Raw genomic sequence first — 25,280 nt, forward strand, 5'->3', positions numbered from 1 at the left:
TCGTCGATAACACCGCTCACGCGTCCTGCTATCGCTGAGGCAACTATGTCCATATAGGCGAGGCAAAAATTTACGAACTTATACCTAAGGTAAAGGTTCTAAATGAGAAATTTTTAATACCGTTAGCGCCCTATTTGCGCCTTCAAATTGAACAGGCATTAAGTGAAATTGGTATAAAGACATCAGCAGTGCGAGAAATTGAACAAGCCTATGGCAGTGTTAACAATGCGCTCTTGGAGCCTCGCATGTGTGGGCATATGCACTGCGCTAAGCTGCGGATATACGCAACCATATCACCGGGTTTTGGCACCTCAAAGTTAGCTATGCAATTACACGAACGTGTATCAAAAGCGAAAAGGTTTGAAGGGTTAACTATAAGCTCAACAGGCACATAAGGTAATAGATATGAGCTATGGCTTTTTGAGCCGTTCAGTGTAAAAGGATAAAACGAGTTCAGCGGCTAGCTAGCTTCTTCCGTTACTCTGGTGGACTTTCTATTTTTACCCAGCACATAGATAAGCGGCACAAAGCACAAAAATACGGTCGCGTAATTGACCAAGGGTAAAATGGTTTTATACAAATAGCCTGAATAGCTGAGCTCCATCAGATGGCGATCAACCAACCTAAACAGCTGTAATAGCGGAGCAGGGATCACGACCAGCTGACAAATAATACTCTGCCACATATACATTTTGTCTTTCAGTGCCCAATATGCAACGATAGCAATGAAAAGAATGTCCGCAGCAGCCCAATAGATATAACGATAGACCTTGCTACTATCAAGGTCTAAGACGAGATCGTGAGTTAAGTAACCATTAACGAAAAAAACAAAGCACAATAACGAGTATCGCAGTGCTTGCCTGTCTTTAAGAAAATAAAATAAAACAACGGCAATAGTCACCAATACCATTTGACTATCAAACATGGCATCCATGATCCTGTTAAAGTAGGCACTGTTTATATGCGTTTGAGTCATCTGGTAACTAACACTCTAACAAGTCTACTTAGGCTGAGACTGATCATCTCCGTCATTACCACCACCATTTGAACCCGGCATATAAGCATATTTATTAAGCATTGTTTTCTCCATTAACATTATCAGATTAAATTCCGCTGAATAGCCTAGCCCAAGAATCGGTACCACGCAATACTTCTAGTTGTTTCCACGTACATTAATTGGGTCAGATTCTTTAGCCTTCCCTTGCATAATTGATATTTCAACACGCCGGTTACGCCGCCGATCTGTATCGGTTTCATTCGGTACCAGAGGACGCGTGTCTGCATGACCAACTACCACCATGCGATTTTTATCAAACCCGGAAACGGTTTGCATTTCAGTCGCTACCGCAACGGCTCTTGTCGCGGAAAGGTCCCAGTTATTGCTGTAAAGCTCATTGGAAAACTGAAAGTCATCCGTATGCCCGGACACGGTTATTTCGCCGGGTACATCTTTTAATAGCTGAGCTATATCCTGAATCACGGGCTTAAATTTTGGTTGCAGAAATGCGCTGCCTGATGGAAAAGAGCCATTTTCCTGAATACGTATGATGATTTGCTGGCCGAGCGACTCCAGTTCAATGGCACCATCCATGATTTGCTTTTCGAGTTGTTGTGCTATTTTCTTCACCAACTCGTTTACTTGCTCTTGCTCCGCAGCAGCAATTGCCTGAGTCATAGACTGCTCTTGGGCCGTACTGGAAGATTCACCACCACGTTTATTACCCCTTTGCTCTTGCCGACCACCCGCCGAACTTTCGTCCCCGGCCTGAAACTCTAGCATTTGCTGAGTCATTTCAACGGTTTGTTGTTGAATTGTTTCTATCGGTGTGGGCTCAGGTTTACCCGGTGTGAACTCCATCGCAATCACGCTGGTACCTTTGGGAATGTCTTTGACCTCTATTTTATTTTGTACACCAAATGCAAACTTCATAGAGCCTGCTATTTGCTTAAACTTCAGTACATCCATTTCCGAAAACGCCAGCAATAGAACGAAAAAGCACATCAATAATGACATTAGATCGGCAAAGGTCCCCATCCAGGCAGGTAGGCCTGGGGGGGGACATTTGCATTCGTTTTCGTCTGACATAACTACTCCTCGGCCTCGCCACCTCGTTTAGACTCAGGCAGATAGTTTTTCAGAATACCTTCTATCACTTTCGGGTTTTGGCCATCCTGTATGCCCAAAATAGCATCCAGGATCAATCGTTGATTACGTTCTTCTTCGTCTTTGCGCAGCTCCAGTTTTACCTGAATAGGAATGGCGACTACGTTCGCTAAAAACGCACCATATAAAGTGGTCAATAGTGCTACGGCCATAGCTGGTCCGATTGCCTTAGGATCATCCATGTTTGATAACATCGCTACCAGACCAATCAAGGTCCCTATCATACCCATTGCAGGAGCGATATCCGCCAGAGACTTAAACAACCCGGCGCCCATCTCATGTCGAGTAGAGGTCAGTGCAATGTCTTTTTGCAATGTTGCCCGGACGACATCTGCATCGTGGCCATCCACCAGCATATCAACACCCTTGCGCATAAAGGAGTTAGGGATCTCCGCTTCTTCTAACGCCAAAAACCCACCTTTACGTGCTGAATCAGCCAGTTCAACTGCTTTTTCAATTAACTCTTCAGGTGTTTCCAGTTTAAACATAAAGGCCTTACCGGCCACCTTACCAATGCCAAAAAACTGGCTCATGGTAAAGTTCGAAAGCACGATAAATATCGAACCACCAAACACAATAACCACTGATGGAGTGTTGTAAAACATGGCAATCTGGCCATCACTACTAAGTACCATGGACATCACAATCAAGCCTATGGCCCCTAAGATCCCAATCACGGTTGCTAAATCCACACACCCTCCAAAGGAAATTACCCGTTATCTATCACGCAGTTATTATTATCGACAGAGTTATCGGCCAGTTTTGCAATAACTTAACTCAATTATATTAAATTGCCTTGAAAATGCGAATTCATAAGCCTTTGGCAATTCCCGCAGACTATATAACGTAAAAAGTCCGAGAGATCTTTGACCTCAATCTGTAATACTCATAAAATTAAGCGTTTTTTAATTTAGCTCAAAGTGAATATTGCACATGGCGACAAAAAAACCGGAAAACATGAGCTTTGAAGAAGCTGTTGGCGAGCTTGAAGGCATAGTACAGGACATGGAACGCGGCGAACTGACCCTGGAACAATCACTCAAACAATTTGAACGGGGTATTAAATTGGCCAATGCCTCCTCACAAAAGCTACAACAGGCTGAACAGAAAGTCGCAATTTTGCTGGGTAATGATGAGCAAAGCCCATTGAACGAATTTACAGACGAGCTGGAATAATAAACGGTGGATTTACAAGCACAACTTGCCCAAGCCAGAGCCCAGGTAGATAAAACCGTGGCCACCTACTTTGCACAGGAACTCGACAGTGACGGCACAGCCATTGCGGCAACACGTTACAGTATTAGTAATGGCGGCAAGCGATTACGTCCGTTTCTTGTTTATACGGCAGGTCAGATTTTTGGCGCTGCGCCTCAAGACCTGGATATTGCAGCCGCTGCGGTTGAATGTGTTCACAGCTACTCACTGGTCCACGACGATTTACCCGCAATGGACGATGATGACTTACGTCGCGGCAAACCGACCTGCCATATTGCCTTTGATGAAGCACAAGCTATTTTGGCAGGAGATGCTTTGCAGACGCTGGCATTTGAGCTGTTATCCGGACACGCATTCTCCGTTCCGGCAAGTCATCAGATTGCCATGATCAATACACTTGCGAAGGCTTCTGGCTTACAGGGCATGGTGGGAGGTCAGGCACTGGATTTAGCAGCAACAGACAAATCTGTCAGTCTGGATGAGCTTGAGCGTATCCACCGCCTAAAAACAGGGGCACTTCTCACCTGTGCCATTGAGCTGGGTGCTTTATGTGCACCCAATGTATCGCCACACACGCTTGCCCGGTTACGTGAATATGGCCAAAACATTGGTCTGGCATTTCAGGTCCAGGACGATATTCTGGATATCGAAGGCAACACAGAAGTGTTAGGCAAACCGCAGGGGTCTGATCTGGAACACAATAAATCTACGTACCCTTCATTACTGGGTTTGTCTGGCGCAAAGCAAAAAGCACAAGCACTGGTTAATGAAGCAAAGCGAGCATTGCAAGACATTGATGCGGACACACAAGCCCTGGCTTTGCTGGCAGATTATATCATCGCCAGAGATCACTAAAGGTCGGAGACAGGCTAGCAATCGACTGATAAGTCGCTAAATTAATAACTAGTTAAGTTATACTGTGGTGCATTGCAGCATGTAGCTTGAAGACTAAGGCCATAGGTGGCCTGCCAGTATGACTGAGCACCAGAAACAGATTTTATAAATTTAATGGCAGACAATGATGACAGTTTAGTCAGCAAACTCTGCCCAGGATAACATAATCAATATGAGTCTTGATAACAGCAAGTATCCCCTTATGGCATTGATAGAGCAGCCCGATCAGCTGCGCACTTTGCCGCAACACAAACTGGCCGAGTTCAGTAATGAACTGCGCGACTACCTGTTAAACTCGGTCTCGCAAAGTAGTGGTCACCTTGCCTCAGGTCTAGGCACTGTAGAGCTTACTGTGGCGCTGCACTATGTCTACAATACTCCCGAAGACCGTTTAGTATGGGACGTTGGCCATCAGGCTTACCCGCATAAAATACTCACGGGTCGCCGTGACAAGATGCATACCATTCGTCAAAAAGACGGTCTGCACCCTTTCCCGTTTCGTGAAGAGAGCGAGTACGACACATTCAGTGTTGGTCACTCCAGTACCTCTATTTCGGCAGCACTGGCCATGGCCATTGCCGCAGAAAAAGAGCAGCAAGGCCGTAAAGTCGTTGCAGTGATTGGCGATGGTGCCATGACCGCAGGTATGGCTTTTGAAGCGATGAACCACGCCGGTGATGTGAAATCAGACATGCTAGTGATCCTCAACGACAACGAGATGTCGATTTCTGAAAACGTGGGGGCATTAAATAATCACTTCGCACGTATTTTGTCAGGCAGTTTCTACACCAATATCCGCGAAGGTGGTAAAAAGTTACTCTCTGGTGTGCCGCCCGTAAAAGAGCTGGCAAGCAAAGTCGAAGAGCACCTCAAAGGCATGGTGATACCGGGTACCTTTTTCGAGGAATTGGGCTTTAACTACATCGGCCCTATTGATGGTCATGATGTCAATATGCTGGTTGATACGCTCAGAAACATGCGTAACCTCAAAGGCCCTCAGCTGTTGCATGTAAAAACCCAAAAAGGAAAAGGCTATCAACCTGCGGAAGCCGACCCGATTGGCTACCATGGCGTACCTAAGTTCGACCCTTCTGTACACAGCTTACCGAAGTCTAAACCAAGCGCGCCAACGTTCTCGAAAGTCTTTGGTGACTGGCTGTGTGACATGGCAGAACAAGACAGTAAGCTGATGGCCATTACACCAGCTATGCGTGAAGGTTCTGGTATGGTGCGCTTCTCAAAAGAGCACCCAAGCCAATACTTTGACGTTGCAATTGCAGAGCAACATGCCGTGACCTTAGGTGCCGGTTTTGCGTGTGAAGGCTTGAACCCGGTCGTGGCTATTTACTCGAGCTTTTTGCAACGCGGTTACGATCAGCTGATCCACGATGTCGCGTTGCAAAACCTACCGGTACTGTTTGCCATTGATCGTGCAGGCATTGTTGGTGCTGATGGCGAGACACACCAGGGCGCTTACGACCTGAGCTTTATGCGCTGTATTCCCAATATGGTGATTATGGCCCCAAGTGACCTGAACGAATGCCGTCAGATGCTCTACACAGGCCACCGTCTGCAACAACCAGCCGCGGTGCGCTACCCTCGTGGCTCAGCCGGTGAAGCAGAGGTTAAGGCACAGATGACCGAGCTGGAAGTAGGCAAGGCAAACCAACTGCGTTCAGGTAAGAAGGTCGCCATTCTTAACTTTGGTACTTTGTTACACAACGCAAAACCAGTCGCAGATGCGCTGGATGCCACTTTGGTGGATATGCGTTTTGTGAAGCCACTTGATGGCACTATGGTTGAAAAGCTGGCGGCTGAACATGATCTGCTAGTGACATTGGAAGATAACGCCATCGCAGGTGGTGCCGGTAGTGCCGTCAGTGAATATCTGGCCGCTGCGCAGATCCTCAAGCCAATTTTGCATCTTGGCATTCCCGATGAGTTCATCAAGCATGGTACTCAGGATGAGATGCACGCTGAAATGGGCCTGGATGCCAATGGGATCCAGCAGCGGATTGAAACTGTTTTATAACGCTGTCAGCTCTGCTAATAAAAAAGCCACAGCCCTTGCTGTGGTTTTTTTATAATTAGAATTCACCTATTTAATTTGCGTCATATCAAAATAACACGCTTTTAAGCTGGAAATCCGATGCTGACTGTCAGACAATCCCTCGGTGATTAAACGGAATTAGCTTGAACACAGCGTACAAGTCTTCATGGAACCAAGTCCACTCGAGTTCCCAAATTGTCGAGTGAGCAATGCCCGCCTGCGCCCCTCTTCTGCCATTTGGGAAAGTGGTTCTTTGCTGCCTGACCACACTATATCGGCAGCACAATAGGAGTCCCCTATGTCATTAACACAACTCAAAAATGCTGCTCAGCTGGCGCTCAATTGTATGGATTTAACCAGTCTGACCGGCACAGAAAGCGAAAAAGACATTATCCGGCTTTGCCAGCAGGCCTGCTCACAGGCCGGCAAGGTAGCTGCGATTTGTATTTTCCCGCAACATATTCCACTAGCCAGAGAGCATTTAGATCCGAGTATCAAGGTTGCCACTGTGAGCAACTTTCCACATGGGGGCGAGGACATTGGCACAGCCGTAGAGCAAACCCTTACAGCCATTGCACTCGGTGCTGATGAAGTTGATGTTGTTTTCCCCTACCAGGCACTCAGAGCAGGTGATCCTGAAGTGGGATACCAACTGGTACAGCAGTGTAAGCAGGTATGTCCTGAACACGTAAAACTTAAAGTGATCATTGAATCCGGAGAACTCGTTACGCCAGCACTCATTGCGCAAGCATCGCGAATATCAATAGATGCTGGCGCTGATTTTATCAAAACCAGTACTGGTAAAGTGGCTGAAAATGCCACGCTCGAAGCAGCCGAAGTCATGCTCACTGCAATTAAGCACAGTGGCAAAGAGGTCGGCTTTAAAGCCGCTGGTGGCGTACGCACGGTTGCCGATGCCCACGCTTACCTGGCTCAGGCTGGTCAAATTATGGGGCCGGAGTGGGTAAGCAAGCAGCATTTTAGGTTTGGTGCATCTGGCTTGCTCAGTGATGTACTCTCAACGTTGACAGGCATAGCCTGTGAATCCAAGGGAGAATACTGAGGATGGACGCTAACTCTCATGGAACAGTACACATTAATGCACCAGCAGATGCATTCGCCGATACCGTGTTACTACCAGGCGATCCGCTACGCGCAAAGTTTATCGCGGAGCACTATCTGGATGACGTAAAAATCGTCAATACGGTCCGTAATATGTTGGGTTATACCGGCTTTTTTCAGGGTCACAGAGTTTCAGTGATGGGCACGGGCATGGGGATCCCAAGCTGCTCCATTTATGCCAAAGAGTTAATCACAGAATACAAAGTAAAAAACCTGATCCGCGTGGGTAGCTGTGGCGCGGTGTCTAAACACGTGCAGCTGCGCGATATTATTATTGCCATGGGTGCCTGTACCGACTCAAAGGTAAACCGAATGCGCTTTAAAGATCATGACTTTGCGGCTATCGCCGACTTCAGCCTGCTCAACGCTTGTATCAACGCCGCGTCAGATATGGCGCTAAAAGTGCAGGTTGGCAATGTTTTTTCATCCGACCTGTTTTATACTCCACAGCCAGATATGTTTGATCTGATGGATAACATGGGGATCCTGGGTGTAGAAATGGAAGCTGCCGGGTTATATGGTGTTGCCGCACAATATGGTGCCAAGGCACTCGCCGTTTTAACGGTTGCCGACCACATCACTCTCGACACGCATTTGAGCAGTAACGCCAGACAGTCTTCTTTTGAAGAGATGATCCAACTGGCCTTAATGACGACTAAAGCACTGTAACTTTGCCGGGCTTATGCGTCAGCCTCGGCGAATAAGCCCCATCAGGCAAATCCAAAACCATTGCTTTAACGAACTACATAAAACTTATGACCAAAACCCGACAGATTATTTATGCGGTTGTACTCAACCGGGGATTTTTACTTTTTCCACTGGTGCTGATCAGCCTGCTGGTTGGCAGTATTACCGCTGAAGACATTCGGTATTTACTGGGGCACATGGACCAGCATGGCTATCAGAAGGTCATTGAAAACGAATCGACCATCACCATTTTGCTAATTGGCTTTGGGGCCATCATGGATGGGCGGAAAATTTTTTCAAAACGCATGCTCGAAAGTAAAAACGATCCAACGCTGGAACAACACAGTGCCCTGAACGCCACCTCTGAATACTATGGCTTCATGTTGATTGTGATAGGTATAGCCATCGAGATTGTTGATCAAATCACAAGATATTTGCGCTCTTTCAATATTGATATCATGGCATTTGAAGCCTTTTTTAGTCTGGCATTTAATGTGATTGCGCTCATTGTGATGCTCAAAGCAGCCTACAGAATCGCGGCCATTGATATAGAAGAACACCAGCTTTAAGCCTATCTCCAGCGTGTCTCATATCCCCTGTAATACAAAGTAATATACTTGCGACATTCGAGCATGTAGGATAAAGATTGATGTAAGTATCTAATATTAAAGCGCTAGGGATTGTTTTATGTCAACAGAAGCATTTACGGGCGAGCTCATGCCCTTTGTCGGTAATTTTGTCGTAAGAGAGTATCTGGCATGTGACGGCCAGCTAGTCAGCATAGGGCAGTTTACGTCCCTTTACTCATTAGTGAGTACCCTTTATGGTGGCGATGGCCGGGTCTCCTTTGCCGTGCCAGATCTGCGCGGCCGCAGCCTTGTTGGCCACGGAAAGGCACCCGACTTAATGTATGATTATCAAATCGGTATGTTTGGGGGTATTGAAGAAAAAACCCTCACTGAATATCACTTACCGACACACAATCATACCGCATCGGCTCAGGTCCCCCCCATCACTAGCGCCACGGAGTCGTCAATGTTGGTTGCGAACAATAACGCAAATACACCAGCCCCCAATATCAGCGCTTTCCTTGGCAAACCACAGGATCAAAACTTCTTTGTGCCTAGCCCATTTGAATCCGTACAACCAGTTGGAGTCAAAGGAATAAATGTTGACGTTCAGTCTTCGGCCTCGGCAAACGTTGGATTGAATAATACAGGTCGGAGCGAATCTATTGATATCCGCAACCCGGTTCAGGCTGTAAACTGGCTCATTTGTGCAGACAACCTCTATCCGCAACGCCCCTAATCAGAACTGAGCTTATTCATCAGCGTATATCGGCTCGTATCCACTAACACCAGCCAATGATGATGTCGGTTTGTGCTGTAATACAAAGTAATATACTTCTGAAAAGGGATGAGGTATGGTTGATTTTGACTATAACGTTATTAACAACAATGATTTAGGGAGAGCATGTTATGGCTGCCGACGCATTTATCGGTGAAATGATGCCGTTTACAGGTAACTTTGCAGTACGCCAATTCGCGGAGTGTGGTGGGCAACTCATTTCTATCTCACAATACTCAGCAACCTATGCCATCATGGGCACATTCTATGGTGGCGATGGCAGAAGTACCTTTGCTGTGCCAGATTTACGTGGCAGAAGCCCTGTCAGCAAAGGGCAAGCACCAGGCTTATCCTACTACCCGTTAGGTAGCAAAGGCGGCAGTGAATCAGTCCAACTGACAACCGCACAGCTCCCTGCTCACTCTCATACAGCAGCTGCTACTGTCGGCGTATCAAGTGCGGCTACGGCCACCCTGTCTGTGGCCTCCAACAATGCCAACAGCCCTGTACCGACATCAGCTGCTTACCTTGGCAAACCACAAGATTCGAGCTTTTTCGTGCCCAGTGCATTTGAAACAGAGCAACTGGTAGAGATCAAGGGTCCAGAAGTGCAGGTACAATCAGTAATAGAAAACGCAACAGTCACGGTAGACAACACGGGATTGGGCCAGGATGTTGAGTTACTGAGCCCGTTTACCACGATTAACTGGCAAGTGTGTTTGAATGGACTTTTCCCATCCCGCGCATAATGGCTAATTAGACCACCAGGCATCAGGAGTCGGCCCTCCTGATGCGAATTATTTCGGTTATAAAGCGACACCCCATAGCCTGCCTTGATAAGCAGGAAAGGCATGAGTTTATTATAGGCAACAGGCAGCGCAATGGATTTAGTCTGCAGACACCAGACTTACTCCTTGGGCACTGGCATACGTTGCATCCATTCGATGTACTTATTGTAGCAATTTTAACAACATCTAACTGTGAGGTAGAAATATGGCAGTTGAAGCATACCTGGGTGACATGATGCCGTATGGCGGCGACTTTACTGTAGAAGGTTACGGTCCATGCGACGGCAGTTTTGTGTCAGTCAACCAAAATCAGGCACTATTCACGATACTAGGCAACAAATATGGCGGTGACGGACGCACCACTTTTGCGCTCCCGGACCTGCGTGGCAGAAGCCCGATACGCTATGGTAAAGGGCGTGGGCTGATTGAATATCCACTAGGCGCTTACACCGGAGGAGAATTAGTCAAACTCGAACCACGTCATTTACCCCCTCACACACATAAGGCCAAAGCAGTCGCCCGGTTTACTATGGTATCGAACAATGGCAACGCGCTCTTTCCTGATTATGAAGGCAACAGTTATATGGCGCCCATACAACCACCAGGTCCCTTACAGCAATCGCCAGCTCAACTCTTCTTCACACCTTCTGACTTTGAGAAAGCAGATTTCATGAGCCCTATTAAAGGGGTTGAAGTAGAGGCCGAAGTTTATTCAGATTATAATGACAATGCGGAGTTTGATATTCGCAGCCCAGTGTTAGCCATTGGCTGGCAGATCTGTGTTCTGGGTGCTTACCCAAGGCGCGCTTAATCAATACCAACCGGGTGCCATGCACCCGATTGGCCTGTCAGTCTTATTACTCACCCGCTCTTAGTCACTTTCAACAAACTCATCGATTCGCAGACCCACGCTGTTGCTTAGTACTCACACGACGATGACTCCAGCCCATCACAAAACCCACACTAAATAATGACAAAAATATTTATGGCAACCATTAAGTTGTAATCCTGTACAATATTCATCATGCATTAATCCAACTCTACTTTTACAAAGGAAAAAATATGAAAAAACGAGTGTTACCTGTGATGCTTGCCACACTGGGCTGGCATGCATCGGGAACGGAACTGGTACAGGATGGCCAGTTCGAACAACAAACACTGGCTGAAGCACAACTAAGCCACACCTCTGATGTCTGGACCTTTTCCGATAGTCAGGCGGGGATCATTAACCTATCCGCAACCCACTATGCTGATCACCAGGCAATGAACAACGTCGCCTTCATTGGTCAGGGTGCATCCCTGAGTCAGGCCCTGTCTGTGCCTTTGAGTTTAACCAGCAACTACCTCATCCAAGCTAAATTAGGCGTGCGCGCCAGTGTCAACCCGGCTGACTTTAAAATTGGCTTTCGCATTGCAGAGCACTTTATCGATGTAACTCCTGATCTCACATTAGTCGAAGGGGCATTTGTCCAGCTTGATGTAACATTTGAGCCGACCGAGGCACATCGTGCGCTTGCTGAGTTAACTGATACGATGGCACTGGAAATACACAATACCAGCATTGATGCCAACACCATTGATATAGATGCCGTCTCCGTTATCAGCCTGGCTAAACCACAGGATGATGACGGCGATGGCATGACCAACGAGTGGGAAATTCGCTATGGGTTAAATCCGGCAGATGCAAGTGATGCCAGTGCAGATATAGATCAGGATAGTGCCAGTAACTTAGCTGAGTTTCTGGCTAATACTGACCCCACCGATCCCAACAGTTATCCGGCATTATTTGAGCCACTGTCGCAGGCTAACCTGGAAATACCCGGCGCTCTGAGATTAACGCCTAATGCCAGTGCACCAGTCCCCTGTAACCCAGAGCACACAGGCTCACTATACTACAGCAGTGTAGATAAGCAGATTTTTAGCTGTGATGGAACACTCTGGAGTGAATTAAAGGGCGAGCAAGGTCTGCAAGGTGAGCCTGGGCTGCAGGGGCCACAAGGTCCGCAGGGCTTACAAGGAGTACAAGGACCACAAGGTGAGCCGGGGGTACAAGGGCCAAAAGGCGACCAGGGTATCCAGGGCCCGAAAGGGGATCAAGGCCTGCCTGGCACCACACACTGGCGTGATGGTGCGACAACCGTATCAACCAACGTTTCCGTCGGTGTGGGCACCCAGTCACCCAGTGCAGCGCTGGAAGTCATTGGTAATGCCATCGCCAACGATCCTATCGCGCCAAACCATCTGGTCACCAAACGTTATGTTGATAATGCCAGTCAGTCTCTGGAAGCCAAGTATGCCCGTTTACTTGACATGGTCAATGTCCTCAATCAGGAAGTGTACCCAAGCGACGGGATCAGCTGTGAAAGCATAGCTCTCAGTAACCCCAATGCGACGTCCAACTTATATCTGATTGATGCGGACGGCCCTGGTGGCGCACCCGCACTCCAGTACTTCTGTCACTTTGAAGACTTGACACTCTCCCGCCCGGTTGTCACCGATGGTGATACCACTGGTGCCAATAATAACATTGCGCTGGTCTACACAAATTCACTCTCACCGGGTAATTACACAGCCAGCGGCACGGTTAACCAATTCAGTCCGGCTGGTGCATTTGACGGCCACCTGTATTACGGAGATCCTAATCCGAAAATTAACCCTCAGGCAGGAGAGTTGCTGACACACGGGATCTGGCTAGCCCCCTCCACCAGCAACGAGTGGTTACAGGTCTCCTTTGCTAAAACAGCCGTTATTACCGGCTTTAGCACTCAGATAACCAAGCACTTTGCAGAATCTCCTCCTCGCACTCCCAAAGAAGTGATTTTTCAGGTATCGGACGATGGCGTGACCTTTACCGATCATGAAACCATCACGATGGATAAAGGAGAAAGCACTGTAAAACTGACCAAGGCAGCCCTTGGAAGCAGCTTCAGGCTGCTGGTACTCAGTACTCATGGCTCTGTGGACTATATTCAGATTGATGAAATGGAATACTATGGTTTCTTTGTTGATGAGTTTGCGGGTAACAATCCACAGGCACAGGGCAAAACCTGTCGTGATATTCAGCAAACCAATCCGACCAGCCAGTCAGGCTATTACACCATAGACCCGGACGGGGATGGCAATGTCACTCCATTTGTTGCGTATTGCGATATGGAGACCCTGGGCGGTGGCTGGACGCTGTTCGCCAACCATGCCGATGGTATTGAAAGAAAGCTGATCCGTGAGCCTGTCAGAGTCGACCAATATGGTGTGCTTGAGTCCTCAAGATGGCAGGCACTGCGCGCGGCTATGACGGAAGGACTGATGTTTGTTGATGAGCACAGCAAAGTATCGATGATCTCGGCTTTTAATGTCACCAATCCAACTGGTGTAGGATGCCAGGGGCTACTGGACGACACCGCAGCTGATCTGACAGCGACATTTGACAATACCCCTCATATGGAAGGCCTGAATATTTTTAGAACAGAGCCCACTGGGGTTGCTTGCAACTACGTTAATAGTGGAACATTCACCATGGCGCAGCTTGCAGATAATACTGGATACTATCAATGGGATATTGCAGGCGCGTCGATTTTTAATGGCAACCCGGAACGACAATTTACCATCTGGCCGTATACGACCCAGTATTCTGTGGACGAGCAGGATGAACTGAAGTACTACATAAAATAACACGACAGGTGCTGCTTAATGAGCACATTAAGCAGCACCTTGTTTCATACCAGAGACATCCAATTTTGGGAGGCTGTACATGCACTACTTTTTGCAGGCTGTACTATTTCTCCTCAAAACTATAGAGAAAGTGAAGTCCACCTGATTTAAAATAGCTGCACAAACCTCCTTGTTTAGAGCTTGGGCAAGTTCTCGCTAGCATTGTACTCGTTTCCTCCGAATCAAATGTAACACTATAAGTAAAATAGTATTTTCGACTTTCAAAAACCATCAATAACAAACCAGAAGTACCATAACTATTGGTCTTGCCATTAATTATTCCCAATCTTTTTGCACTTGTAGTTATCTCAAGTAACTCAGGATCATTCTTTTTCATATCTTCAAAAATTAACTCTAAGTATTGAGGTGTAATGTGCTTACTAGGGTTTTTCTCTAGATATCTTAGCATTCTAAAGATAGCTTTATGCTCCTTTAAAACCTTATTAGACCAATACTCTACCCTTTCGTTAGCTAGAAGCTTCTTTTTCTCCACTTCATACTCAGTGTCTGCTAAAACACTGAAGCTTAAAACTATAAAAGTAAAAAAGCATATTTTATTTATTAACATCACTTATACTATCCCAAGACAAGGTTTTTTGATTATGTAGAAACCTATAGATAGTTCCTTCACTCGATTGAACGTACACAGGTATAGCGTTGTAATTTTCGGAGTAATGTCCATAGTCAAGGCTTTGTGCTTGCCAAACATTTCTTAAGTTCTCCACCATGCCGGAGTCATAAGACGTGCGAATAACTTTTGCATCAAGTGTGTAATTATCAGCCCCAGGTAGGCTACTTCTAACATGTAGTTTTCCGTTTGCACCACCAGCCACATTAGTCAGAGGTGCGACACCATTTTTGAATGATTGCTCGGGTCCTAGATGAGTGAAGTACTCTTCAGAATCACCGAATACACTTCTCTCCTCATAATCTGCGGTATAACCAGCTACGCTTAATTCTTCAAACCTTTGGTTGTTTGGCTGGAGAGCTTTCAGCTCATAAGTATCGTTTACTTTGTGCATCAGCTCTTTCCTTGCCTCAATTTTGGACGCATATTTCTCACCATTAAAAGCCTGTGCAAAAGCAGCGGTTATGGCTCCATTAGAAAACTTGCCACCTGTAACTTTTGATATTGTTCCGCCGACTATCGCTGCTAGAGCGACCCGAATACCAGCATCTTTGGCCGCAGTACCAACAATTCCATTTATATTTAAGGCTTTTGTCAAACCAGCACTGACAAACCCATGCCCAAACTTTCCTCCTTGTAATACAGACATGACACCACCAGCTACACCGTGAGTAGCAATATGTCCTATGCCACCTTCAGCAAAAAATCCACTACCTTCAGGTCCGTTAAAATTGGCCCCGATCTGTTGGAAAGCTGCTCCAGACAATCCTCCGAGAATAGCTCCCTTGAGGATATTACCACCATTGATCGCAGCACTACTGGCTCCAATTGCAGCGCCTGTCATTGCTGCATTCCACATTGTCGCACCACACACCTGACAATATAATGATACAGCTATCGCAGCTATTGCCCCAATAAAAGGTTTTATTTTCTTCCAGAGCTTTTTAAACAAATACCCACTCGGATCCGTATAACTCAGTGGATTATTCAACACATAAGAATAAGCGTTATAGTTTTGAAGATTCGAAGGCGCCTGCACCACCGGATCCGCCTGCATAAAGCGGCCTGTGCTTGTGTCATAGATCCGACCATTCATATGAATGATACGGCTGTCACTGCCTATCTTAACGGGTTCATGGCCGGTATAACCGCGGAAGTTGTCAGATACCGTATCAAAGATGCGCTGTGCCGTTGAGAAGTTCAGCGTATCGACCAGATTCTGGGGTCCCTTATACTTTTGTGCACCAAATACATCATAGGAATAACGGGCCAATAGCTCGTAATTACGATTTGTGACAGCAATAATCGAGCCCTGATGGTCGGTAAACATCCATTGCATGGCACTGTTGCCATTCATAAAGTACTTTTGTTGCGCATCATTACCTATGTAGCGCTTGATAAAAGGTGTGTTGTCGCCGCTTTCCGTCGAACTCACAGTTAGCTCCAGCGCACCGACATAGTAGATGGTTTGGCTGTCATCTACGCGCTTATAACGGCGATTGTTTGCATCATAACTAAAGCGCACAACTTTACCATCCACGATGATGTTGGCCGCTTTATTTCTAGCTGTGTAGTCAATGCTGCGATAACCTGAACCGTCGATATACAGCTTGGTTTGATTTCCGTTTTTGTCATAGGTAAATCGCTCCGTCACCGTTCGGTCAGTGTTTGCCGATGCCGATTGCACACCGATATCTGCACTATACAACGCGTCACCAGGGGGAAGGATAGGACCTATATCAATAGGAGGCGGTAAAATAATTGGCGTTGAACTACAGCTGTTGTCAACATCCCCGGTATTGTAAGAGCGGCTTGTTATGGCGTGTCTGGGCGCTTCACCCTGACCATAATGCTGAGACCACTTCTCATTAATCACAGTACAGCTACCATTTAAACCGGAACTGCTAAAATTCGCTTTAGACCTTAAGTTGCCATTGGCATCGTATCTGAACAATTCCTTATTCTCGATATGTGTCACCCTATTAAGCAAATCATACTCATAATTTTGCTCGGGTAACGCAATCTGTGCGCGACTCAGTAAATTGCCCATGCCATCAAAGCTGTACGAGTCAGCCTGAATATGACGATAGTTTGTACTTGCAATGGTTTTAACCATACCGGCATCGTCATACGACACCGCCATGATTGCATTACCTTTCTTATATTGGGTAACTTGCCCACGGGCATTGAGCGACTGTACTTCATAGTATTGCTGACCATACTGCCCTTCTCGCGCTTCGTGTGTCTGTGCAACCTGGCCGTGCTGGTAGGTGTTTCTCACCCCACGGGCATCGATGTATTCACCGCTTTCCAGCCTGCGATAATCATCAAACTGATAGCTGACTCTGCCAAATTCATCATAGGCCATTTGCTGAATAACACATCTGGAAGAGAGCGGGTCAGATAAGTCTCGGCTCGGCGTGTTCGGATTATTGTAGCCTTGCTTAATTCGCAAATCGTTCAGTCGCGTGTTAAACACAACGCCATCAACACATTGCTGCGTTTCCAGCGCCGTCAATGTTGCCGCGGTACGCCCAAAGGTATCGTAGTAGTAATACTGTGCCCAGTCGTCACCCTGAGTTGCAGACTGTAACTGATGTACATTCTCAGCCAGAGTACCAAAGTGCCACTGACTCTCGCCTTCATACACAATGTCGGTCTGTTCAATGTAGGTTGAATTGGCACTCATGCTATTCGGCTGCGTATGCCACTGGCGAACTTTACGTCCCAGTAGATCATACTTTATATGCGTTGCAACGCCCCGTGCATCGGTTTGCTTGATTAGCTCTCCAAACGCGTTGTACTCATAGCTCCAATCACCACGATCAACATCTTTAGCGGTTTCACTCCGACCCAGCAAGTCATAGCTGTTGTCGATCAAAATCATATTGTCTGCGGAAGAGTACACCGTCAGCTGCTTACCGCGGCTATCATAGGTGTATCGGAGGACATTGCCTTTAGCATCTGTGACTGACTCAACCTGCCCAAGTGCATTCTTGGTCGTTGTAGTTGTTTGCTTGCCAGTAGAGACGCCTGCACCACTTAGCTCAACCGTACTAACCAGATCACTTTGAGTATAGGTTGTTGTCACCTGACTGTTGTTATCTGTGGTCGATGTTACACGGTCAAAGGCATCATAGCTGTATGTAATTTCAGCACTCCCCGGCGCCTGTTGCTTCAGCGCCCGACCATACTGATCATGCTCTACCGTCGTATCCAGCCAAGTCCCCAGAACGGTTACTGTGCTGGTTTTATACACCCTCCCCATTCTGTCCATGAATTGTTTTTCAGCCAACTCACCATTGACAACTTTATTGACCTGAGCAACGCACTTATCACTGTCCTGACAAGCAGTCAGATATTGATAACTTTGTGCGCCAGACGCACTATATGTACCAATTTTTGACCCAAACACGTCATACAGAGTAGTCACTCTTGTGCCATTTACCGTCCGCACTTCGGTTGGCAGCCCAAACGCGTTGCGTGCCTCGACTTGTGAACTTTTTGCCCACAACACGTTGCCAGCTGTTGACGGTTCCTCTTTGTTGGCTTTTTGCCTGGAATAAAGCGGATACCGTTTCTCTGAATCGTAAATAGTTTCTGTGATGCGGGTTTGCTTGTCGTCACTATCACATGCAGAGTTAGAAGTACTTTTTTGCTTTAGATTACCCAGATCATCATATTGATAGTTGGTTGTGAGTTCGAACTTACACCCTTTGCCCTGTGCAATCGTCTCGCTTTCTAGCATATACGCATTAGCGTGGCTGGCGCCATAATAAGTAAAGTTCGACGTCAGAGTATGGTCCGTCTTATCAATGGCTGAATGCGTAACCGTTGATGAAACCAGACGACCAAGCTTTTTATAGCTATCAGTTGCACCATAATTATTGCTGGTCGTCACACTTGAGAGTGGGCTGGCCACGCTTAAGCTGTCAATGCTACGCCAGGCCTCGTCATTTGAGAGATCCACAATAGGCGCAGAGCGATTATCGGCTAGCTGTTTAGATATGGTCTTGGTCACATTGCCATACGCATCCTGCTGAGTTTGGGTACTAGAGCACTGACTTGAACCAATTGCCGCGCCTGCATTCATATTGATCAGACTGGCGCATTCCTTCGCAAGCTGGTTATAAACCTGATAGGTTCTACCTGAACTATGCGAGTTAGACTTTAAATAATAGTCGTTCACCGCACTACTGATCACCGTACCGTTATAAGCTTTGACCGTTCTCGCGGGCATACCTGTGAGCGGAAAGGCCTGATGATAACGCGTTGTTGTACTAAACTGTTGACCGTCTTTGATATTCACGGTAGTCAGGGACTTAAACCCGAGCATACCACGGCCACCAAATTGCGCCAGAGCCCCCTCATAGTTATATCGTACTTCGCTTCTCAATGTCTCATCTTGACTACTAGGGCTGTCCGTCATGACACTAGATACCAGAGGCATAGCACCATTAACAGGCATAATTTTTAAACCCTGCGTTTTGAATAAGCTTTGGTCGAATAAGTCTTCTGAGAAATCTGAATCATACTGTGAAGATGGTATCGGTTTATAGATACCCGAGTCTGTCATCACACTATACTGGACACTTGTTTTATTACCGTAACCTTGCGTAATGTCGGACAGGTAGCCTGCAAATGGCGATTGGCTGAGATTGTATTTCACTACAACCTTTCCACCAGCTTTAAACATTAAGTCTGGTACACCATCTCGATTGTAATCACTAAAAAAGGCATAGTCTCCTTTTTCAAGGTCTAATCCAGGCGTAGTAAATGGCGAATATAAACCCGACTCTTCAAACTTTTCCTCTTCGGGATGCCAGGTAAACTTTGTCCAATCGGGTGAAACTGGATTGTTGTCTTCAACAAAGAAGTACAGCTCAAGCTTGCCGTCTTTATTAACATCCATTGCCAATGGGGCAATTTTTTCGCTCAAGAGAGCATCCTGCATAGGATCCGTTTTAGCCCAGCCCAGGTGTTTGTCTTCAAACAAAATCCTACTACTCGATTTACTGAGCATAACTCGCCATTCTTTTACTTTATCGTTGTAAAGCGAGGTTTTAAGATATACGAAATCGATGAGCCCATCGCCGTTAAAGTCTGCTGGAGTAACATGCTCTATATGTTTAGCCGAAGAACTGGTTATGGCATTAGAGGTCAATGCTCTCAGCCTACCGCTACTGGTGACGCCTTGGTTAAAGTTAGCAAATACAGAACTTGCTTCATGTTCGGCACAGTTGTTCGCGGGACACTTGAGTGAAATAATGTCAGCAAGGCCATCAAAGTTTACATCCATGGCAAACCAAGGGGTGTTCTTTTGCGTTAGCTGGGAGTAGCTCCCTGGTTTACTCGAATAGACCATTTGCGGGCGTAAAAATTTGCCCAAGCCAGGATCATACAAGGCAACAAACAACTCATTTCTATTGCTGAACAACGAATACCAGTGACTTGATGAGTTAAGGCTCACTTCTTTTTGCTGGAAAACAAGATCTGCAAAACCATCCCCATTGAAGTCTGCCGCATTACTGTTTTTTATAAACGGCGCGTAGTGATCCGAAAGAGGAAGTGATGTCAGCTGAATAACACCCGCATCTAAATAAGCCCTTTTCCAATAATAGTTATTGGATGTATGGCTAGGGTTGTATTTATCCTGTAAATTTATCCATAAAGATTGCTTTCCATCACCATTCGCATCGATTACTTGAATACCGACAGACTCCTCATTATCGAAGCGATTAATGGACTGACAGTCTATTTTAGAGGGGGTTTCGTATGTATTCCCTTCCCAGAAACACAATTCGTACCTTCTATCACCCACTTTTTCCAGAGTTGCAATTTCTGCGGTCCCATCCCCTTGAGTATCGATTAGTGTCATAGCTGCAAGCTTGTTGCTGCCAGACGTTGAAAAAATAGTACTAAATGCCTGATAATTAGTACTTAGTGCGAAAGAATTATAGTCAAATTCAATTGGTCGTTTACATACGTCATTGCGGCACTGAGACACCTTATCTAGCAAACGTATACGATTGTTTGCATATTCAAATTCAAGTTTGTAATTACTTAATTCAAAACCTCGGTGATTGCTAACTCGAACTCCAGTTAATTGAGCCGCTTGCTCCATTTTGGCACCGTCAATATAACTCGAGCTAAAGACACCTGAATTGTCATAATTAAACTGCACCGTATTGCCACTGTATTCTATCCTATCCAGAACTTTCTCATTGAGTCCTAATACTTGTGCATTGGTGGCTTCGTTCGTATAGGAGTAGTAAATAGAGGTCTTGTCATTTTGTAGGTTGTCTGTCACCTTATGAAGAAGCCAAGTCAACACATATTCATTATCATCCGCATTAGTAATGCGTACTTCACTGTTTTCTGTACCACCATAGTACCTAAATGAACCATCTTTCCCCCTGACAACAAACATATCCAGACCTGTTTCTGGGTGGCTAGCTAAAACAATGGTTTGGTGACTCTCTATTTCAGTTTCAAATGTTGCTAATGTCGTCAGACCGTCTATCGACTCGTTAACATCGAGCGGTATCAGACGCTGACCATCCAGGCAATAACGATCTTCATCGCTCAGTGTTATTCCCTTAAACTGTCCATCCTGGGCCCGAGTCTGTCGACATCGAGTAATGCTTGACGTGGCATTTAAACTCCATCCCAGAGCGAGATTAGTTCGCGATGTTTGAGAGTTGTAGTCAAGACTAACCGAAGGTTTAACCCCTGTAATACCAGAAGGTAACTCCACTGGAATGCTATAGGTTGCTGAGCCCGACTCACTAACTCTAAAACTACCCACAGTTGGAGACAAACGAGCATGCTGCAAAAGCACTTGGCTAGAAGGGGCAGTATTTTGTGCTTGTGTAAATGGCAATGAGATACTTGGCACTGATGTTTGTGTACTATCGTTGATAACAATACTTTCTTCATTTGAGAAGTTATTGCTACAGTGCAGAACTCGAGGGTTATTCAGTAAGGCTACACGTACACAAGCTTTTACTTTAAATCGATAATCGCCATTCTCATACTGTTTTGCCCACGAGGTAACATCGTCTGACACAGGACCTTCACCTGCACTGTGCGCTGCAATCACCTCTGCCCGGTAGTAGTCTTGATTTTGTTTTGATACATACAGCTCATATTCTTCCACGATACTATTTGCCGACATCGTAAGTCGCACTGTATCTGTACCTACTTTAGCAAGGGACAGAGACGGCGCAAGAAGGCCATCACCCGGATCAACAGGGTTAGATCCCAGCTCAGCTTCAACTTGATCGCTTAAGCCATCACCATCTGAGTCGAAGTCATAGTAGCAGTCTTTCGAAACCAGGCAGAAATCATAGAAATAATACAACAAACTATTCGTAACAGAGTCATAGGTATTTCTTGCAGCACCAGCATGCAATAATGTAATGAACACTTCTGTTCTAGTTGTACCCTTTCTTAGCTGCTCAACCCAATAATGCTGATTTCCTCCACCAAGTACTTCGTCGCCATTCAGGGGGCCTATAAAGTACTGAAACAACATATTGATAAATTGAGTATCATCAGCATTGGTAAGTTCAGAGTTTGCATTTATAAGTGCACTGATAATTTCATTCAGTGAATAGCCGTTTTCATATAAATAGGCAAGCAAACTTAACTGGTCTTTGCTTGGCGACTGCTGCAAAATTACCAACATGGCTTTAGTTAACTGAACAATGTGCGTGTGTTCCTGGGTTGGTTCCCAACGGCTTTTTTCCCACCTTTCAATGTGCTCTCTAAAAGCGTCATATAGAACCCCAAGATCACGCCACTTTATCGCATTGGCAGAAATCATGGAGCGGTCGATAACATGTAACTCACCGTCTTCGGTCTTTACATAGATTTGCCCAGAAGCTGCAACATCGACCTGATGATTGATCCCTGCGGGAAAAGTGTACTGCCATTGTACGTGACCGGACTCTTTATCTAACGAGTAGAGGTTGCTGTCCATAGAACCAACATATAAATTGCCGTCCTGATCCAGCTGGGCTGATGCGATAATTGGACCTTTTGATGTAAATAACCAATCCTGAACACGCCGTAGAGAATCACTCGATTGACTTGGCCTGTGGCGTAGCTTATAGAACTGATGGTTTTCGGAACCAAAATAAATGAGGTCATCATCAGACACGCTCTCGACTAAGGGTCGAGCAACGACTTTGGCAGGTATATCATCTCGGCCGCTGTTGTTCGTCTCAGGTTCATGTAACCAGAGTTTATCCAGTTTATCTCCCCGTACTTTATACCCCGCAAGACCCGTTTCTCTCCCGACATAAAGGTAACCGTTATCACTTATGGTAATCTGGCTGTCTAATAAATCCGGCTGACCACTGCTGCCTGTTGAATCAACAGAAAGTATACTCTGAACATATTTTCCACTCTCTTTAACACCATTCGTTGCAAACACCTGTAAGCCACCCTGTGTGAGGCCTAGATATACCCGCTTATCAAAGTTGACTGTTAGAGTATTGTTACTAAAACTCTGATTGGTCGCAGTGAAGATCTCTCCTGTTGCACGGATCCGCGCACGGATCTGACTTTGGTCTGCATGCAAAAATAGACCTGAGATATAAAAAGAAACTAAATCACCGCATTGAACTTGTGTGCAATCAGTCGCAGTAACAGACTGCAGAATAGGTATCATATGATCGATTGTGAGTTGCTGTCCTGCAGTGCACAGATCCATTGCATTACACGCGATTAGCTCATAAGTGTACTTACCCTTTTCGAGCAACGAGAGCGTCAACTGATTTTCACTCAGCTTTGCTGTTTCTTTATTAGCTACTTTTCCTTTATCGCTTGGTAACCCAGCCCAGGACATTACTTTGTAATAATGGGTAACCCCATCATTATTGTCAGGCCATGTTAGTGTATATTGACCACCAACCTGTCTAGGGTGGTGATTGAAACGCGGTGGCAGTGGTTTCGCTATCGTATGTTCAATATCTCTTAATTCACTCAGTGTTACATCTCCGCGGGTTTGCAGCGACGGATTTTGATCAAAATAGTTAATTCCTACTACTTCAAACTGGAGCGATTGACCATGCATATTGGTTGTCGTAGGGAAAAAGAGCTCTACCTTACTTTTACTAGCTACTAATGTGTTGTTCTGATGGTCTCTTCCATTTAAACGTGTTGTTATCGCAAATTCGCGAGTGAGGTCGAACTGACTGATAATCAACTTATAACCGTTATCCCCATTGACAACTTCAAGCTTTGGCGAAATCGGTTTGTCTGGTACTGGGTGACTAACCGATATCTGGCCAACATTTTTAGTGATAGAAGCCCCCTGATCATCTGTCAGAGTCAGGCTGAGAGTTCGGTTCGTTCCAAGGTGGTTCGCATTCCAACTAATGGTAACTTGCTTAGTATTGGCCTCAGAGTCCGTCATCGGCAACCCAGTCACGGGAATTTCTGGCGAAATAGAGGCATTACGTATTTCGGCCTCATTGCTAAACAAGCTGTAAGTATTTATCTGGTTGGATGCATTAGAAAATTTGGCAACATTGATAGTAAGCTCTATGGTATCGCCAACACGATAAGATCTGTTTGTCAGACTGTTCGCCGAAAACCCAAAGTGATTCTTAAAGTTCACGGTCTTATAGGGTGGGGTACTCAATGTTGCACCATCACCATCGACTACAAATAGTGTGAAAACAACCCTACCATTCTCCATGCCAGCCTGAGCATGGTTATAGCTTACTGAGCAAGGGAACGTTGTATCACTCTCACTAAAAGTACATGTTTTTATTGGAGCATCGCAGACTCGGCTAAGCTGGCTAATATCTGCACAAATTTTAGCTTCACGAATGTAAGTATCGTCACTCATGGACGCAGAGACATGAATATTCTGATCAATAAACGCTGATTCTAAGCTGACTGCTAAGTTTGCCGACGGCAAAGCATTGATCCTTACATTCTTAGTTTGTTCAGCAAACCCACCACTTTTGTCTGTCACAGAAACAGTTGCTGAAAAATTATTACTTCCATTACCCGGCGCAGCGGCAAATGCCAGACCTGAACAGCTGATTTCAGTTGCACTGAAACTACATTTGTCATGAGAGCTGTCAATGAGTGCCCCATTGACTTCTAGAGAAGACTGATTTAACTGGTTTTCGGAGGATTCATCCACATCACGAATCGTAAAGTCAATATATACGTTTTGTCCGGAGCCGACAGATGAACCTGATAAGTCGTTTCCAAAACTGTCTTTTAGCTTAAAATTACTAATAGTCGGATTAGTGTTTTCTTCGAATATAACAATGTTGATTGCTTTTTCAGTCACATTGGCAGGATACCTGTTATCAAACGCTTTAAAACCATAGGTGTACTCACCGACAGGCAAGTCGCCGGCCTTAATTTGAATGTAGCAAGGCGTATTGATAGTTTTGGTACATGTCCCCTCACCAGGGCTGGGAGGATAGGGCCAGATTATCCCCATGTATCTTTTCCAGGAAAAATAGCTAATTGGGTTTGGGTTGTTCTTAACAGTACCAGTAATTTTAAAGTTCTCTTTTGTGGAAAACCGTGTTTTGTTTGGTGAAATCGAAGACACTATATGGAAATTTGTTGGTTCAGCAGTAACCTTAACCGTTCTTTTGCAGACGATATCGTTACTACCAACTATACCGTTAGCAGAAAAAG

15 protein-coding genes are annotated in these 25,280 nt (G+C 45.7%); 10 read left to right on the forward strand and 5 right to left on the reverse strand.

Annotation, left to right across the window (positions count from 1 at the left end; all coding sequences use genetic code 11):
- Positions 1-460: 460 nt before the first annotated feature.
- The 3 genes from CWB98_RS05315 to pomA form a co-directional block, all read right to left on the reverse strand.
- A complete protein-coding gene (locus tag CWB98_RS05315) occupies positions 461-925 on the reverse strand; it encodes a hypothetical protein (protein WP_249364612.1) in 465 nt (154 codons plus the stop codon).
- A 228-nt stretch (positions 926-1,153) separates the two neighbouring features.
- On the reverse strand, positions 1,154-2,086 hold the full coding sequence (locus tag CWB98_RS05320; RefSeq protein ID WP_138543905.1) for a flagellar motor protein MotB: 933 nt from the start codon (positions 2,084-2,086) through the stop codon (positions 1,154-1,156).
- A gap of 2 nt (positions 2,087-2,088) precedes the next feature.
- The gene (pomA, locus tag CWB98_RS05325; RefSeq protein ID WP_138543906.1) at positions 2,089-2,856 is read right to left on the reverse strand and encodes a flagellar motor protein PomA; all 768 of its coding nucleotides are present in this window, start codon (positions 2,854-2,856) and stop codon (positions 2,089-2,091) included.
- 241 nt (positions 2,857-3,097) lie between these two features.
- Here pomA and xseB point away from each other — a divergent pair, with 241 nt between their 5' ends.
- From xseB to CWB98_RS24585, 10 genes are all read left to right on the forward strand, one after another.
- Positions 3,098-3,340 carry an exodeoxyribonuclease VII small subunit gene (gene xseB / locus CWB98_RS05330; protein ID WP_054017279.1) on the forward strand — a complete coding sequence of 81 codons (243 nt, stop codon included), beginning with the start codon at positions 3,098-3,100 and terminating at the stop codon, positions 3,338-3,340.
- A gap of 6 nt (positions 3,341-3,346) precedes the next feature.
- A complete protein-coding gene (gene ispA / locus CWB98_RS05335; RefSeq protein ID WP_138543907.1) occupies positions 3,347-4,234 on the forward strand; it encodes a (2E,6E)-farnesyl diphosphate synthase in 888 nt (295 codons plus the stop codon).
- A gap of 211 nt (positions 4,235-4,445) precedes the next feature.
- Positions 4,446-6,305, forward strand: a complete 1,860-nt coding sequence (gene dxs / locus CWB98_RS05340; RefSeq protein WP_138543908.1) for a 1-deoxy-D-xylulose-5-phosphate synthase — start codon at positions 4,446-4,448, stop codon at positions 6,303-6,305.
- Positions 6,306-6,621: 316 nt separating this feature from the next.
- A complete protein-coding gene (gene deoC / locus CWB98_RS05345) occupies positions 6,622-7,386 on the forward strand; it encodes a deoxyribose-phosphate aldolase (protein ID WP_138543909.1) in 765 nt (254 codons plus the stop codon).
- A gap of 2 nt (positions 7,387-7,388) precedes the next feature.
- The gene (gene deoD / locus CWB98_RS05350) at positions 7,389-8,114 is read left to right on the forward strand and encodes a purine-nucleoside phosphorylase (RefSeq protein WP_138543910.1); all 726 of its coding nucleotides are present in this window, start codon (positions 7,389-7,391) and stop codon (positions 8,112-8,114) included.
- A gap of 86 nt (positions 8,115-8,200) precedes the next feature.
- A complete protein-coding gene (locus CWB98_RS05355; protein WP_138543911.1) occupies positions 8,201-8,701 on the forward strand; it encodes a hypothetical protein in 501 nt (166 codons plus the stop codon).
- Positions 8,702-8,819: 118 nt separating this feature from the next.
- On the forward strand, positions 8,820-9,440 hold the full coding sequence (locus tag CWB98_RS05360; protein ID WP_138543912.1) for a phage tail protein: 621 nt from the start codon (positions 8,820-8,822) through the stop codon (positions 9,438-9,440).
- 170 nt (positions 9,441-9,610) lie between these two features.
- The gene (locus CWB98_RS05365; protein ID WP_138543913.1) at positions 9,611-10,228 is read left to right on the forward strand and encodes a phage tail protein; all 618 of its coding nucleotides are present in this window, start codon (positions 9,611-9,613) and stop codon (positions 10,226-10,228) included.
- Between the two features lie 244 nt (positions 10,229-10,472).
- Positions 10,473-11,078 (forward strand): phage tail protein, encoded by a 606-nt coding sequence (locus CWB98_RS05370; protein WP_138543914.1) that lies wholly within the window; start codon positions 10,473-10,475, stop codon positions 11,076-11,078.
- A gap of 251 nt (positions 11,079-11,329) precedes the next feature.
- Positions 11,330-13,936: a fibrinogen-like YCDxxxxGGGW domain-containing protein gene (locus CWB98_RS24585; protein WP_138543915.1), complete on the forward strand. Its 2,607-nt coding sequence runs from the start codon at positions 11,330-11,332 to the stop codon at positions 13,934-13,936.
- Positions 13,937-14,039: 103 nt separating this feature from the next.
- Here CWB98_RS24585 and CWB98_RS05380 read toward each other — a convergent pair whose 3' ends face one another.
- Together CWB98_RS05380 and CWB98_RS05385 are read right to left on the reverse strand one after the other, a co-directional pair.
- On the reverse strand, positions 14,040-14,546 hold the full coding sequence (locus tag CWB98_RS05380; RefSeq protein WP_128064550.1) for a hypothetical protein: 507 nt from the start codon (positions 14,544-14,546) through the stop codon (positions 14,040-14,042).
- On the reverse strand, positions 14,530-25,077 hold the full coding sequence (locus tag CWB98_RS05385) for an RHS repeat-associated core domain-containing protein (RefSeq protein WP_171045590.1): 10,548 nt from the start codon (positions 25,075-25,077) through the stop codon (positions 14,530-14,532). The genes CWB98_RS05380 and CWB98_RS05385 overlap by 17 nt, the downstream gene beginning before the upstream one ends.
- Between the last annotated feature and the right edge of the window lie 203 nt (positions 25,078-25,280).

The sequence above is a fragment of the Pseudoalteromonas rubra genome, from assembly GCF_005887115.1.
GTDB lineage: Bacteria > Pseudomonadota > Gammaproteobacteria > Enterobacterales > Alteromonadaceae > Pseudoalteromonas > Pseudoalteromonas rubra_F.